The sequence below is a fragment of the Pseudoalteromonas sp. JC28 genome (assembly GCF_013319255.1).
GTDB lineage: Bacteria > Pseudomonadota > Gammaproteobacteria > Enterobacterales > Alteromonadaceae > Pseudoalteromonas.
Genome location: NZ_QOKX01000003.1, coordinates 306781 through 321944 on the forward strand (window position 1 = coordinate 306781; position 15164 = coordinate 321944).

12 protein-coding genes and 2 pseudogenes are annotated in these 15164 nt (G+C 38.8%); 6 read left to right on the plus strand and 8 right to left on the minus strand.

Annotated features, from left to right (window positions below; translation table 11 throughout):
* Positions 1-77: 77 nt before the first annotated feature.
* Positions 78-1496: an MFS transporter gene (locus tag DS891_RS09060; protein ID WP_174169589.1), complete on the minus strand. Its 1419-nt coding sequence runs from the start codon at positions 1494-1496 to the stop codon at positions 78-80.
* A 214-nt stretch (positions 1497-1710) separates the two neighbouring features.
* Positions 1711-2205, minus strand: a complete 495-nt coding sequence (locus tag DS891_RS09065) for a hypothetical protein (protein WP_174169590.1) — start codon at positions 2203-2205, stop codon at positions 1711-1713.
* Between the two features lie 397 nt (positions 2206-2602).
* On the opposite strand from DS891_RS09065, the gene DS891_RS09070 reads away from it, so the two are divergent.
* Positions 2603-3478: a trypsin-like serine protease gene (locus DS891_RS09070; protein ID WP_238536683.1), complete on the plus strand. Its 876-nt coding sequence runs from the start codon at positions 2603-2605 to the stop codon at positions 3476-3478.
* A 194-nt stretch (positions 3479-3672) separates the two neighbouring features.
* Here DS891_RS09070 and DS891_RS09075 read toward each other — a convergent pair whose 3' ends face one another.
* Positions 3673-3939: a response regulator transcription factor gene (locus DS891_RS09075; protein ID WP_211865235.1), complete on the minus strand. Its 267-nt coding sequence runs from the start codon at positions 3937-3939 to the stop codon at positions 3673-3675.
* 418 nt (positions 3940-4357) lie between these two features.
* On the opposite strand from DS891_RS09075, the gene DS891_RS09080 reads away from it, so the two are divergent.
* The 4 genes from DS891_RS09080 to DS891_RS09095 all read left to right on the plus strand — a co-directional run bounded on the left by DS891_RS09080 (position 4358) and on the right by DS891_RS09095 (position 8624).
* Positions 4358-4597 (plus strand): hypothetical protein, encoded by a 240-nt coding sequence (locus DS891_RS09080; protein ID WP_010603836.1) that lies wholly within the window; start codon positions 4358-4360, stop codon positions 4595-4597.
* Between the two features lie 69 nt (positions 4598-4666).
* Complete coding sequence (locus DS891_RS09085) at positions 4667-5845, plus strand: radical SAM protein (RefSeq protein WP_010603837.1); 1179 nt, start codon at positions 4667-4669, stop codon at positions 5843-5845.
* 1 nt (position 5846) lies between these two features.
* On the plus strand, positions 5847-7421 hold the full coding sequence (locus tag DS891_RS09090; protein WP_174169591.1) for a hypothetical protein: 1575 nt from the start codon (positions 5847-5849) through the stop codon (positions 7419-7421).
* 27 nt (positions 7422-7448) lie between these two features.
* A complete protein-coding gene (locus DS891_RS09095; RefSeq protein WP_174169592.1) occupies positions 7449-8624 on the plus strand; it encodes a glycosyltransferase in 1176 nt (391 codons plus the stop codon).
* On the opposite strand, the pseudogene DS891_RS09100 reads toward DS891_RS09095, so the two are convergent.
* The 4 genes and pseudogenes from DS891_RS09100 to DS891_RS09115 form a co-directional block, all read right to left on the minus strand.
* Positions 8621-9217: pseudogene (locus tag DS891_RS09100) on the minus strand (IS66 family transposase); the annotation flags it as partial. The gene DS891_RS09095 and the pseudogene DS891_RS09100 overlap by 4 nt on opposite strands.
* Before the next feature lie 3 nt (positions 9218-9220).
* A complete protein-coding gene (locus DS891_RS09105; RefSeq protein ID WP_174169593.1) occupies positions 9221-11452 on the minus strand; it encodes a UvrD-helicase domain-containing protein in 2232 nt (743 codons plus the stop codon).
* A 5-nt stretch (positions 11453-11457) separates the two neighbouring features.
* Positions 11458-12306, minus strand: a complete 849-nt coding sequence (locus tag DS891_RS09110) for a hypothetical protein (protein ID WP_174169594.1) — start codon at positions 12304-12306, stop codon at positions 11458-11460.
* Between the two features lie 375 nt (positions 12307-12681).
* Complete coding sequence (locus DS891_RS09115; protein WP_174169595.1) at positions 12682-12945, minus strand: hypothetical protein; 264 nt, start codon at positions 12943-12945, stop codon at positions 12682-12684.
* Between the two features lie 30 nt (positions 12946-12975).
* Between DS891_RS09115 and DS891_RS24540 the strand changes: the two are divergent.
* A pseudogene (locus DS891_RS24540) lies at positions 12976-13119 on the plus strand (IS3 family transposase); the annotation flags it as partial.
* A gap of 150 nt (positions 13120-13269) precedes the next feature.
* On the opposite strand, the gene DS891_RS09120 reads toward DS891_RS24540, so the two are convergent.
* A complete protein-coding gene (locus DS891_RS09120; RefSeq protein ID WP_174169596.1) occupies positions 13270-15162 on the minus strand; it encodes an SUMF1/EgtB/PvdO family nonheme iron enzyme in 1893 nt (630 codons plus the stop codon).
* Between the last annotated feature and the right edge of the window lie 2 nt (positions 15163-15164).

The following is a 15164-nucleotide window of genomic DNA, read 5'->3' on the forward strand; positions in this document are numbered from 1 at the left end:
CTTTAAAAAGCGAAAATTAAGAAAACCTTAAGTTTGAAAAAAGGCGGAAAAAATTTTTCGAAATACGCATTCCAGTTTTAAAACGCTTGCTTTCGGCTAATCACAAATACGGCAACGAGCGAGACCAAAATAAACAGTGCGGCGAGTAAAAAGGTCATTGAAAATGCCATATTCAGCTGTGCAGAGCTTGCCAAGGCCGCACTCTTTACCTGCAACAACAGGCTAAATACACCACCAAGTAATGAGGCTCCAGTCATTAGCCCTAAGTTTTTACATAAATTAATGAGCCCTGATCCCATGCCCTTTTCTTTTTCGGCTACTGTCGTCATCACAAAGGTATGGTGAGCCGCTAGAAACAACTGCCTTCCGGGAGTTAACACAAATAACGCCACAACATAGCCATAAAGTCCAAATAATGAAGGTAGGATTGCAAAGCTAATTGTCCCAATGAGGATCATCAGCAAGCCCAAAAACATGGCAAACGCGATGCCAAAATGATCAACCACCTCGCCTGATGGATAACCAGCGACAGCAGCAATACAAGGCCCGATAGACACAATAAGACCAACCGTGACCGGGCTCAGCCCTAACGCATAAGTGAGATAAAAAGGCCCGACAACTAATGTCGACATCGCGATGGCGTCAACTATAAAGCTCACGATTAACGAGGTGTTGCGTAGCTTGTGTTTCAGAAAAGCCAAACTCACAAGTGGAAATTGAGCACGCTTTTGGCTTTTTACAAAACAGTAGATAAAAGCCACAGAAAAGAAGAAAAATACGCTATGCAAGACAAGGCTAAACGAACTACTCGATGGCATAGCCAACACATAAAATAGGCATGACGCCGACAGCCACACACTTCCAATAATATCAAAACGCTGCGGCTCAGGTGGATTTGCGACATCATCAGGCAGAAATCTTGCTATTAAAAAGTAAGCTGCACCACCAAGCAATATCATCAACCAAAAAGTGAACTGCCATGATAACCACTCTAGCATTGCGCCACTTAGCAGTGGCCCCAGTGCCGTGCCAATCGCAGCGGTAGTACCGAGTAGCCCCATTGCAAGTCCAACTTTACGCTTTGGCATCGCAACGCTTGCCAGTGCAAATACTTGAGATAATAACAGCGCAGCACCAATGCCTTGGAACAGCCTAGCAGCAATCAACATCCAAAGGTTTACGCTCAGCCCAGCGACAATGGAGCCCACACAAAAGACGCTGATCCCAATGCGAAGTGCCCTTTTTCGGCCAACGCTATCTCCAACAGCGCCAGCACCAAGAATAAACGCGGTAAGCGAAAGCAAATATGCCACAACGACCCAATTCACCAATGCCTGCCCCACGCCAAACTCCTCAGCAAGTGTTGGCAACAAGACATTGATACTACTCATGCCAAGCGTTGGCAAAATGAGTACCACAGCCAAGCTGAACAACACCCGCTTTTGTCCGGCTCCCAGCGCAGTTTGATCCTCTGTATTTACCGTATCTTCTAACATGCGTTACCACTCCTACCATTGCGCCATGCTAATAAGAGGTGACTGTACTACTTCAAGTGAACTTGAGGTCAAGTGTGGTTAGATTTGAAGCTTGATTGGATTAACTGGATTAACAGCAAAGCCTTAGATAGTTTTAGCGAATCGAAAGCCAGTAACTTAACGTGCTGAGCAGCAGTGATTGGATCGCCGGCACAGCACTTTGATTATTAGATCCCTAAAACCTTGTCGCTATGTTATTTATCACATTTTCAAACTGTAATTGTTGTCCAAAAACCTCTATTTTATGAATTACTTGCGCTTCAAGAACAAACGCTATCCCGTGTGTTTCCTCTTTGTTGTAACTACTAAATATCGTAATTTCTTGAATAGATTTTTGTTGGACATTCTGTATTTGATAGGTGCTTGCGACCTCTTCTGAAAGTATCTTGAGCCAAGCAGGCAATTTCATTCTTGAATCGACCTCAAATAAACTCCGTACAAATTGATGTTCATGCCCAGATAAATCAACAGCAGGTACAAACTTTTGCGGATCTAACGTTTCGTGAAGTAATTTACTGTCTTTAAACGCCAACACTAACGTTTCAGACACATGCGAAATAGTGATAGGTGAGTCAACATTTAACTTGACGACCTTCGATAAGATAAGCTCTTGAGCGCTAACCTGCATGCCCCAAAGCAATAGAAAAGTTGCAAATATCATCCTTATCATGCGTTGTTCCTTTCAATTTATTTTATGTGATTGCCGCAAAGCGATTTAGCTTTCAGAGATCTCATTGCAAGCAACTCGCTTTTGATTGCATAAACGGCAAATAGCCTAGAGCACGTAAATTAACTTTACCTTAGTGCTGTTACCTCACAAACTTGATTGCACCAGTCACATTTCTTATCAATCATATTTCCCAGCTAATTTGCAATATTTTTGGCGTCATAGCATGACAATAACCATTTGTTTTTATTTATTTTAATCTGGTGAGCGTGCAGATATTTTTGAGGGAGCGAGCGTCGTATGAAAATAGGTACATTTATTGATGCATTGAAAAGAAAGTTTCAGTATGATGATTTATTGGCCACTTTGGAAATAATAACAATATAATAAATAAGGAATAATGATGAAATACCTTGCCATTTTTTTGCTCATGTTTACCTCTTTTCAGAACCATGCGGTTGTCAAAAGACATGATGTTGACCCTGACTTGTATAAGGTTAACAGCATTCCGCAGTTTTATGTTGATATGCCATTTCAAGGCGGTTCGGTGTTAATCGATAAGCATTGGTTATTGGCACCAGCTCACGTCATTTATACGTTTATGTATGACTACCAAGACAAACCTATCATGGTACATGGCGTTGAAAATCAAATCGCACAAATCATTATTCACCCGGATTACAAAAAGGTAGAAGGTGATTGGAGTGAAGGCGACCCGGCACCGCTTATGGAGCAGCTAAATAACGCCAAAGACATTGCGTTAATTCGCTTAAGTAAGCCTGTGACACACATTCAACCCATCGCTATATATGAGGGAAATGAAGAGTTAGGCATGGAAATAACCGGGTTTGGTCGCGGCGCTATCGGAACGGGAATAACGGGTGAAGAGCACGACTCTGAAGGACCAAGTCTAACTACCTATGCATGGTATCAAGTCACCAAATTTTTCTCAGATTGGGCTTTCACTCAAGACGACTATCAAATGCATGTTTACAACAACGTGATCACAGAAGCAAAAGCACACTGGCTCAGATTTACCTTCGAACAAGGAGCCGATGCGCTACCGTTAGAAGGCACTATAGGCTCAGGAGATAGCGGCGGTGCAGCAATCATTTATCAAGGCTCAACTCCGGTATTGGTTGGATTAGCTGCATGGAGAGAAATTGAAGGCGATTTGGAAAATTATACTTTAGGAAAATACGGTTCAACCGCAGTATTAACGCGTGTATCTTATTACCAAGATTGGATAAATAAGCATATCAATAAAGGCCAGTAGCAGGTAAAGCGCGTCTAAAAGCAAACCATAAGACGGTTGCTAAATTTACGAAGGTAATAAGGTATGTTGATCGTTGTGATAAAACAGCCACTGCGACTAAAAGCTTACAGGAATGGTTTGCCAAGTAGTGACAAGTCTTTGTTAAATTTAAGCTTGTCTCTGCTTCCCTTTGAGCTTTAATAAACAATAGCAAGCTAAATGATAGGCTCTTTGGCGTCATTGTATTGTAGTTTATCATTTACAGCCTCATTCTGCTCCAATACATCATGTCTAAAGTACCTAGCCGACAGCACTTTTCTATTGGCAACACCCAGCTTGTCGTAAATGTTTCCACAATGAAACTTCACGGTATTTGATGAAACATGCAGCTCAAATGCAATGTCTTTATAGGACTTCCCTGATAATAAAAGTAGTAATACATCACGCTCTCGGCTTGATAATTTAGAAAAACAGCAAGACACACCCACCTCCTTGATCACATAAAAATTACCTTTAAACTCAACATTAACATTCAAATGCTTTCATCTCAATAAAAACAACCCTTCATTTACTTTCACATTGATAGCAGCTGTTATCTGAAGCGGTATACATCAAACAATTTTCGGTGCAACAGCATCACTCGCAACTCCTCAGCAGCTATAACCATTTGGCAAAAGTTGGTCGCCTCAAAACTACCCACTTAGATAGTTTCATTTAACTTACGTACTGATAAATTAAAAGTTCAGCATTAAGGTACAAAAGTAAACATTATTAACTTTTAAGGCCAATAAGAGCTGATTGATATGACAACGTCACTACGAATGAATTACGAAGTAATGCCTCCAGACATAGACTTCTGTAATTCGAGATATTAATAACAATCTTTTACAAGGAAAGCTCATGATAGAAAAAAGTAATTTATTCAACCAACTACAACAACACGAGGGAAAGGTAACAGAAAGCCCACTAGTGACTAAGCTACTAGAGCCTGAAGTATTACCTTCCATTTCAGGTGGAAACTACGCCCAGTGTGGTGGCTCAAATCCTGGCTATGGACAAAATGGAGGAAGTTACGACCAGAGAAATGATGGGAGTGGTTACACTCAAGGTTCTGGAAGTTACAGCCAGCGCTGTTCATAAGTATAAATCTATGCCCATGTAATGCAAAAGCATGGGCTACTTTTAGCCTAAAAATAGAAAGAGATAATAATGCTAAAGTCTATAGATAGATTGCAGGTTATATTAAAAGTATCTGAAAGATGTAATTTAGCATGTACATATTGCTATTATTTTTTTGGTGGCGATGATTCTTACAAAGATAGACCTGCATTAATTTCAGGCAAAACTGTTGATGACTTAATTGACTTCCTCCTTCGTTCATTAAAAGAAATAAAGATTTCTGTTATCGAGATAGCTTTACATGGTGGGGAGCCTTTGATGCTTCCGCTTAAAAAGTTTTCAGATTTATGTGAAAAACTAAGTAAAGGGCTGTCTGAGCATACCCAGTTGAAGTTATCAGTACAAACTAATGTAACTCTAGTTACTGAAGAGTGGATTACGCTCTTCGAGAAATATCAGGTGAGTCCAGGCTTAAGTATTGATGGCCCAAAGAGCTTCAATGATAAATTCAGAATCGACCACAATGGTAAAGGCTCTTATGACAAAATAAAGGCGGGCACTGAACTTATAACCAAGGCTGCCTCCGAAGGACGACTTACTCAGCCAGGTGTCATTAGCGTATTAAATGGCACCTTTGACTATAAAAAAATCACTGAGCACTTAGTTGAAGATTTAAATATAAAAAATTTAAGCTTCTTATTCCCAGATATAAGTCATGACGACCCATTCCCTAACAATACAACAATCAATGATTATAAAAAAGCAGTGCTCGATATTTTTAATCTTTGGAGAGAAACTAATAATTTTTCAACACGTCAAATTGAAGACAAATTTAGAATATTTCAAAAGAGGGAAGGAGGAGACAATAGACCATATGATCGAAAAGAAATAATAAACAATCAAATAATTTGTATTCAATCAGATGGAACGATAACCATTGATGATTCATTCATTCCAACGAGTGAATGGCGAAAAATGGCGCCAACAAGCAACGTAAAAGAAACCACATTAAGATCATTTTTGGAACACGAAATTTTTAAAGAGATAGATAAAATTTACAAAGAAACACCTGAAGGCTGTAAAGACTGTGTATGGGAGAAGCTCTGCAGAGGCGGAGACTTAGAAAATAGATACAGTAAAAACAACGGGTTTAATAACCCATCCGTGTTTTGCGAGGCAATAAGTGCATTATATTTTGAAATTACTCAGCATTTAGTCTCCAATGGCTATCCTAAAGATGAAATTCTTAAAATTATAGAAGGGAAGTAAAATGATTAAGATTTTTATATTTTTTAGTTCGATGATACTTTCATTCTCTAGTTTCGCAAAAGAGAGCTGTACTTTTCCTGTAAAGTTAATACTTAAACAAAGCCCAAAAGGATTGCAGGTCGAATATCGAGCTAGCAAACCTTACACTGCATTGAAACTCAACGCATCGAAAGAAACAGAATCTGCATTTTTAAATATTAACCAGAGGGAAAATATAGCTCATCATAGTAGTAACATAGTTCTAATGAATGAGAAAGGCTTAACTACCTCATTCCTTCTATCCCCCTTAAATAAGTATATTAACGCAACATACGCGCCATACGTGAATTTAGGAGACTCTCATGGCGTATTCATGACCGCAATCACTCCAATTGCAATGAAAATAAAGCCAGATGACGAATGGGAAAGTTTAGAAGAAAATTGCATCACTTTTTTCGCAGAAAAAGACAAAAAACTGGTAAGTGTAGAGAAGAAAAATAACTTTTTAATATTTAACTTTAACGAAGAATCAGTGCTCGTCAGTAAGAAAAGTAAATTCAACTTCATCTTCAATGATAATCTACCACAATGGCTAAGTGATCTGATAACTGAAAATTTCAAAAAGTTTCACAGTTATTACAGTAAAGAATTAGCACTATCAAATGATAAAAAGTTAACCATTGTTGCAAGCTTCGAGAGTCCAGAGTCTGATTTTTATGATGGCGGAGTGCATAATGGTAACACTTTTGTCTTAAGGTTTGGTGGTAAACGTTACCTCAATTTTAGCCCTGCTATTGCTCAACACCTAGAACAATTTATCGCTCACGAAGTATTCCATATTTGGACAAGTAATGACAGTCATGAACCTCACTGGCTTAGCGAAGGTGGTGCTGAATTCGCAGCAAATATAGCCAAGCTCAATTTAAAGCTCATCGATAGGGAGCAGTTTGACACACAAAATAATCTTCAAAAGCTCACCTGTTCGCTTGAGCATAGCTATAAGGTAATACCGGGAACGCAGTATTGGCCAGGCCGCTATAGCTGCGGACATGCATTTTTACATCACTTAATTGGGGAAAAACAATTTTTTCACTACTGGCGACAAAAACTTCTTAACACTCGAGAAAATAGTCTCAATCACTTCGTGAGTAATATATCTCCTGAAAGTAAAACGGCGTTAGGTGCGCTCACTTCTGGCAACTCAATTCCCCCACCCGAAGAAGCGATAATAAAAAGCTATCAGCAGCTAATCGGTGAAATAATAATTAATAAATCCACTCCTAACCACATATTAAAAAAAGCAATTTTTAGGCATTTTATGACGTCGGCATGTGATGGCTTTTTTTCATTCGAAACTCGCGAAGAGCGAGTAAGAATATACCAACATTCCAGTTGTCCATCGAGTTTCGAAAAAGCAAACGGATACATCGAAAAGATAAATTCGCTGGATATTCGAAGCGACGGATATTTGCTTTTAGATAGCTATAATAAGTCATGCTCTACGAGAGGTGTCCTAACTGTTGAAGGGAAAGAATTTTCTGCAGATTTACCATGCAAATTTTCACCTTCTATCTTTAAGAACTTTCGAATCCAATAAAAACAACAAAATAATGGAAGAACACAAATGATATTGCATGTACTAGCCCCCCCTCATACCGTAACAACAAATCAGGACTATCTGTTTTGCGCCTTCACGCAAAAAGTCGTCAAATTCTGCAAAATGATGAAACCTTTTTTTAAGATCATTCATTATGGTCATGAACGATCAGAGGTTGACTGCCATGAACATGTAACTGTGATGACCGACGACATTTTAACTAAAGCATACGGCGGTAAAAGTTGGCAAGATAGTTATTGCAATCACAGCACATTGGACATCGTTCATCATAAATTTAAACAAAATGTTCAACGAGAACTAGAAATTAGAGTTGAAGCTGGAGACGCTATTTTATGCTTTTGGGGTAATAGTATGGAAGAAGCGGTATCCATGTTCGAGGAAAAATGTTTCATCATAGAACCAGGCATCGGCTACGATGGCAAGGGATGTTTTGCTCCTTTTAAAATATTCGAGTCATATGCTCATATGAGCTATGTTTACGGTCAATTGGGGATAACACATCCCAAACGTTACGACGCAGTAATACCAAACTATTTTGATTGTGATGATTTCGAATACTGTGAAGCTAAAGATAACTATTTTTTATATCTTGGTAGGATGGATCCCAATAAAGGTTTAGTAATAGCTGTTGAAGCAACGAGAAAAGCCAACGCTAAGCTTATTGTCGCAGGTCCGGGAGATATCAATCACCTAAGTTATAAAACAATTCCAAGCCATGTTGAGTTTGTGGGTTATGCTGATTTAAATAAAAGAAAGCATTTACTTAAAAAGGCCAAAGCTCTCTTTCTGCCAACTATTGTTCTTGAAGTGTTTGGGGGCGTTATGATCGAAGCCATGTTGAGTGGTACACCTGTAATTTCTAGTGATTGGGGCGGCATTCCAGAAAATAATCTACATGGCCTCACAGGATTTAGGTGTCGTAACGAAGAGCAGTTTTACTGGGCAACCAAAAATATAGATAAAATTTCTTCAAAACATTGTAGAGAATGGGCTGAAAACAACTACTCAATGGAACGCGTTGCAAAAATGTATTCAAGCTATTTAATAAGTCTAAAAAGAAACTTTAGACATCAAACTAGAGAGCAAACGTTGCAACAAGATTACTCAGAGTTAGCAGAATTAGACTGGCTTAATAAGTACTATCCAGCAATAGAGTGTAAGCGTACGGCTAACTACACCTAGAGGCTAACATGCCAGGGCAGTAAACYGTCGATATCGCACTGTGGCTGGGCTAATTCRTTTAAGCAATGCATCACATAATCGAATGGGGTGTGGCCGTTTGCTCTGGCTGTTTCGATCACGCTGTAGAGGATTGCGCTACTCTCAGCGCCACTTGTGGTGAAGCTAAACAGCCAGTTCTTTCGCCCTATGACGAACGGTTTGATAGCGCGCTCTGCCCGGTTGTTGTCTATCTTTAGATGTCCGTCATCGAGGTAGCGAATGAGTTTCGGCCACTGCCTTAGCGTATAGTGGACGGCCTCGCCCAGCTTCGATTTTGGTACCACCGTTTGTGCTGATTTATCTAACCAGGTTTTAAACTGGGCCAGCAGCGGTGCGCTTTGTTGTACCCGTGCAGCCTGCCGCTCCTCTGCGCTTGCTGTTTTGTTTGCAGTCTCAACTCGATATAACTTTTGAATATGGTTGAGCGCCCAGTTCGCTTTACCAGTTTTACCCTTGGCCTGCGCATCTGCGGCTTCTTTGAACTTGCGTCTTGCCTGCGCCCAGCAACCAACCAGTGTCGCCTGCGTTTGCTCATAGCCCGCATAACCGTCAACTTTTCAACTCAACAAAAGGCTTCTACTATTTAGAGCAGGCTCTAATATTGGTGAATGGCCTTGTCTAGACTCGCATGCAGAAATGTGCAGTTCTTCCCTTGCTCTACTTGCACCTAAGTAAACTCTTGAAACAAATCGTCTGTATGCCCCACAACTTGGATTTTCTTCATCAACTTCTACTCTATCCAGATTTATAAGGTAAACTATATCAAATTGTAAACCTGCAACATACTCTGGCATAGAAAATATACACTTCCCTTTTAATCTACCTAATTTTGTTACATCATCCCTTGATTCTATCGGTTCATAATACTTCTTGACACGTCCCGCATTCAGGTACTCATCAAACAAATCAAAATTGGAGCAAAGAATTGCGACCGTTTTCTTTCCTGAATTCATTCTTGCTTGTCTACTTGCGATCTTGAAAACACTATCTATGAGATCCTTTGGCTCTTCATACAATGTTAGCGTTGGTTTCTCACCACTTGTTGTATTAGCCTCTAAAGTTAGCTCATTCCATTCACTTGCAAGATCTAGAGCAGGAAAAGAACCATCAAGATCACCTAAAAACTTTGCGATCTCTGGCGTATACCTAAATACTTTAGTCAATTCTACTAAGTCTGTTTTGCCAACATTAGTGGATTTTAATAGTGCACTCCCCGAGCCTTTTTTAACAGTACAAATAAAATTATCATCTACACTTTGCTTAATATCATACGCCATGAAAAGAGGTATTTTTTTAGTTTCAAATGCTTTGTTCAATCGAAATAACTCATGAAAAACCATTCTTTCAGGTCTAGTAAAGCAATGTAGTTCATCTACAAATACTCCATCATAGCCTTCCTCTTCACATATATGGTTCCATTCATGTGACATCAAGTACCTATTTAAATCAGCAATCATTTGATCCATACTTAGAACATTTAACTCTTTCAAATACTTTCTGAAGCCCTTGTGTAGCTCTAATACTGCTCGTCTTTCGTGCTCAGTTGGCAAGTGCATTTGCCAGTTTTCACGAGACGATGTCAGATACTTATCCCCATTGATTGAACCCATAACTATATTTTCAGCATCTAATACACATGCAAACTCATTAAGAATCTCACGTAATAAGGACTTTCTACTTTCTGCATTTTCCAGAGTGTCTTTAAATTGCTCTTCACATTTACCTAACACTCCAATTTTAAATTTAGCTTCCTGAAGTTTGCTAGTTAATACTTCCTCAAGTATTTCAAACTGAAATTTTCTACCTTCTTTGCCATCTTTAGATATTGGAGTAAACTTTTTTAAATTATAGTTGAGTAACTCCTGTGCTAAGTCATATAAAGAAACTATCTTAACTTTCACATGCTCCAAAGATTTCCAATTTCTTTCTGGATCCATAGAGTCCAACATATCTTCAACTAACTGTGCTGTGACAAAACTATGAGTAACAAATAGTAAACGTTTCTTTTTCCCTTCAGCTTCAAATCTGTATGCATCTTTTAAAATTTTTACAGCTAAAGCTAGTGTCTTTCCTGTACCAGCGGCACCTTTCAATCGAACAGGCTCATCATAACTTTTATCAACAAAGAGTCTCTGCTCTTTAGTAAGCTTATTTTTATACCATTCTTCAAACGTAAAATGTTCTCCAAAAGAGCGATATAAGTCCTCAGTAAGTTCTATTCCATACTGTGTTTTATCATCAGCTTCTGCTGTGTTTTGCCAATTAGAATTTATTGCTTCATCAATTAATGTGACTGAATCTAAAAATAAGCTTTCATCGACTTCAATATTATCAAAGCCATTAGTATCACTGCTTAATGCATAGGCGTAAATATGGTTAGTATCGATGGGGGAAGTATCAAAATATAATCTTTTTTTATTTTTTTGAGTACGTGTTGTTGCATAAATTGACAACTTTTTCCCTGAGACATAGCGCCCCCATCCTTTACCGGGTGAAATTGATTCCCTAAATTGGCTAAGCGCTATAGTTATTACTCTATCGAATGCGATACTTCTATCTTTCTCATCTAGTTCCGAAAATACCCCATTGTTATCAACTTTAATAACAAGTAACTTGCTTTTTAAAGTCGTTTTTGATGATATTAGAAATAATTTATCGTTAATTTTAACACGCTTTATTCTTTTTTCGAATGAATCTGGGATCTTATAATCATTAAACCACAAAGGTTTTATTGAAGCGTATGAAAGGACATTCACTGTATCTTCATCAATTATTAGCGTTTTAATCATATCTTTTATTCCACTATAGATTCGGTGATTAAACTTATAGAAGCATCCATATCATCTTCAAATGTCTTCGGCATTCCAATTCTGGAAAACAAGCTAGAAAAATTTTGAGTAATACTGTATCTAAGATAATCTGAGAAACGACCAATTCTTTCTATGCAAGTGTTAGGGTCTATTTGGGCTACCTTTAACTCCATGCTGTCTATGAAAACTCTATCTTTATGAATAGCTCTAATATCTCTCAATTTAACTATTACTCCTGTTTCGGTGCTTAAACCTAAATCGGGAATGAATTGAAACTCAGCCCTCATGTTTTTTTGAATTGCTTCTTTAATTTCTTTATCAATCTTAGCAACTGATTTTCCTAGAAACTTCCGGTAATCAACAAATGTTCTAATACAATTTACCTTTAAAGTCTCATTGTATTTATCTATAGTTTCCTTTATCCCAGATTTCTCTGTTGAAATCGTGATATTTAATGATTTCAGTATTGATTCGATTACCTCTTTACTCAACCAGTCTTCAAGCTCACCTACGCTCATATCATTACATTTTAGTTTCTTAAATTCTGGTTCTTTATTTATATGTTCGGCTAGTTTTTGCATATAAGATTTCTGTTCATCTGATATAATTTTCTTCAGCCAAACTTCCTCGAGGTAGCTCTCAGTGCTAATCATAGGAAGAACAGTGAAGTAGTCTCCCATTTTCTTGTTTACGATGTCACAGTCCGCAGTGATAACAACAACAAACTTTTCTATCGGCCCAAAAATATCACCACAATTTGAACCTACTTTAAATACATCACCTTGAAGTATTCCTTTGTATTCATCATTTATTTCTTCTAAAAAATATGACACATCTCATTCCATTCATGAAAACTAAGTAATTATCTGGCTTAGTTATTTAGTAGTAATTTACGTTTAGTACAACACTCATAGCTTTATAAAATCTACAATTGGTTAAGCAAATCGCAGACACCTACCACTAATTTGCGCCTTCCAAAGATACCGCCTAAGCTCTAATTCTGCACTCAAAGGGTTGAGGAAACCTAACTAGTCGCTCCTGAATATTGACGTTTATTGCCTAAGCTGGCTGAATTCAATCAATCCAGACTGGGCATTAATTTTACCGACAACTCTGTTATTACGCAGCGCTTTTCACTGCTAATAACTGGTATAAAATCCAGGCATAAAAAAGCAGCTGTTGGGCTAGAATTCTACGGCAGTTTTGGCCTACGCCAGCAAGCACTGCGCTAAACCTGTCACCGAGCTTTCCTTTTGAGCAGTTAAGACCCAAGTTGCCACCCGTGTGTCGCATGTTCGATGGTTGGTTGTATCACTTTGCGCCGCTTGAGCTTTCTTCTTAATGCCCGGTGTCACTCCGCGCTTTTGCCCTGCAATATACAGATCATAACGCGCTGCTATGTGTCCTTGATAACCCCTATCTACAAAACAGCTGTATGGCCTTTTATCTGTGACGTTTTCTACTATTCTCAACGTTTCCCATAACGTGTCACCGTCATAGGGTATGGCGTTCAAAAGTTAATGGCAACACTTGGCTTAGTTGTTACTCAACGAGTAACTTATAAGGTAACAACCAAGTGTAAACACAGTGATGCCATTGCTGATAACCTGTTGAACCGGAACTTTAATCCTGTGGCACCAAATCGAGGGATGAGCTGGTGAATTGACATATTGCAAAAAATCCCACAGTTTGGGGTTCTAGGGATTTTCCCCTCGAAAGTAACATAGAACCCCTCTAATACTAATTAGCTGGTGGCATTACCTGTTAAAACATATACATATGCCAACAAAAAGTTATTACTTTCCAACATATCTTAGGGCCAATCTAAAGCTTTTAAAGTTGGCTGCGGGTCCATTCGGATCTGAACCACTGTGTTGTTCGCTTCCAAAGAAACCGCCATAGTATCCACCCCGCAAATAGATATCTTGACCAGAAAAGTCGTTGGTCATGGTAAAGTCGTAAATATAGCTATAAAGATCGTACAAACCATAAGCATTAGGTGGCGCTATTGTGCCAACTCTAAGCATATCATTGCTATGGGCTTGTGCTGGGGACATACCAGATAACTCCTTGCCTTGTTTGTTCAATGGCAGAGAGCCGGAATAATATTGTGTTGTAGTACCTGCACGGCAAGCATGGATCCATTCTTCTACACTTGGCAAAGAAACTTCCCAACCAGTGCCCACCAGATCACTATTCAATTTTGCAGCGAAGTCAACACACTCTTGACGAGTTACTTTATTCACTGGGTTATCATCAAGTTTAAACTCACTTGGTGTCGAACCTGTCACTCGCTGCCATTCTATTTGACTAATCTGAAATTTCCCTACGTAATAAGGTTCCAAGTGAGGACGGTGCTCACTTCCACTCATTAAAGGTGGCACCAACCGCATCAATGCTCTAACACCTAAGGTATTCAGGACTATTTCTAATGGGTAACCTGCATCAACATACTGTTTTTGTGTTAAATAGGCCTGTGCACTGCCGCTCGCTAATGTCACACCTTTACACAGTTGCTCAAAGCTTTCCAACTGTTTGACAGCAGATATTTTTATTTTGCTCTGACTGATTAGGTTATGTAAAGCCAGCTTACCCGCACTATCGGGTAATTCGACCCGAGTAAAATCAACCCACCCACCTTTTAATTCATAAGCAGATGATATTTTCAATCGCAATTCGCCATTATCAAGCAACTGAAATCTGGCTTCATTACTATTATCGCTATAGGATGCATTTTTAACAACCGTTTGGCAGCCTAGCTGTTTTACAAGCAAATTTGAGTCGATTAATTCTCCTCTAGGTGATGTAGTGATAAGAGAAGAATTCGAATAGTTACTACCTATGTAAATACGATAAATATTGCCATATAAACCGCCGTGCTGTTGTGGTGAATAATATTCGATGCCAATGATAGGTGTTTCTAAGTGTTCATTATCTACCCGGCGAAATAGTCCAGAGTCTGAAACTCCACAATGTCCTGCGGGACCTTGTTCTCCCTTCTCTCCCTTTTCACCATGCGCTCCAGTATCTCCTTGTGCACCCGCCTGCCCTTTTAAGTTACCTTGTAATTGCCAACCAGCTGAAGTTTTTAAATAAAGATCGTTATTGATTTTGTCAAAACAGCTGTCATCTTCTTTACCTAGTTCCTTTGCAGGTTTTCCGTCGCTGAACAGAATATTACTACCAGCTTTAGGCTCGGTCTGATGGGGGAAAAATTCAGTCTTCAATTGAGCAAAACGGTCGTCTCTTGATAAACTAACGGCTTCTTCTGGCGCTTTTTTTTCAGCACCTAATAATATAATCTTCGGACAACTGGTTTGGCGATTATCACCAGAACTCTGCTCGTAACCATACTCTATATAAATTCTGCTGTTTTCTTCTGTCAAGTCATTAAGTGGAATACTAAACACACCATGTTCATCTGCTTCAATTTGAGTATTACCAAATTGCCCCTTACTTACTAGCGCTATTTGCCGGCCTTTAGAATCAATAGCTAAACCAGATGACAATGAGATATGAGTTTCATTAAAAGAAACTCCTAATCCAGATAACACTCCAGGGGTAAATAGTGCCCTAGTCTGTTGCTGACGTTGGTTGATATGGTATTGCTGTTCATGAGTTAAATCATTGGCGTCCAGCAACTCACCATTACGGTAAATCAATCGCTCTACTGTATTCTTATCAGTCATAA

Coding starts and splice junctions, on each gene's coding strand:
- DS891_RS09090 (WP_174169591.1), top strand. CDS start 5,847: ATGATTAAGATTTTTATATTTTTTAGTTCGATGATACTTTCATTCTCT.
- DS891_RS09065 (WP_174169590.1), bottom strand. CDS start 2,205: ATGATAAGGATGATATTTGCAACTTTTCTATTGCTTTGGGGCATGCAG.
- DS891_RS09120 (WP_174169596.1), bottom strand. CDS start 15,162: ATGACTGATAAGAATACAGTAGAGCGATTGATTTACCGTAATGGTGAG.
- DS891_RS09070 (WP_238536683.1), top strand. CDS start 2,603: ATGATGAAATACCTTGCCATTTTTTTGCTCATGTTTACCTCTTTTCAG.
- DS891_RS09095 (WP_174169592.1), top strand. CDS start 7,449: ATGATATTGCATGTACTAGCCCCCCCTCATACCGTAACAACAAATCAG.
- DS891_RS09085 (WP_010603837.1), top strand. CDS start 4,667: ATGCTAAAGTCTATAGATAGATTGCAGGTTATATTAAAAGTATCTGAA.
- DS891_RS09080 (WP_010603836.1), top strand. CDS start 4,358: ATGATAGAAAAAAGTAATTTATTCAACCAACTACAACAACACGAGGGA.
- DS891_RS09105 (WP_174169593.1), bottom strand. CDS start 11,452: ATGATTAAAACGCTAATAATTGATGAAGATACAGTGAATGTCCTTTCA.
- DS891_RS09060 (WP_174169589.1), bottom strand. CDS start 1,496: ATGTTAGAAGATACGGTAAATACAGAGGATCAAACTGCGCTGGGAGCC.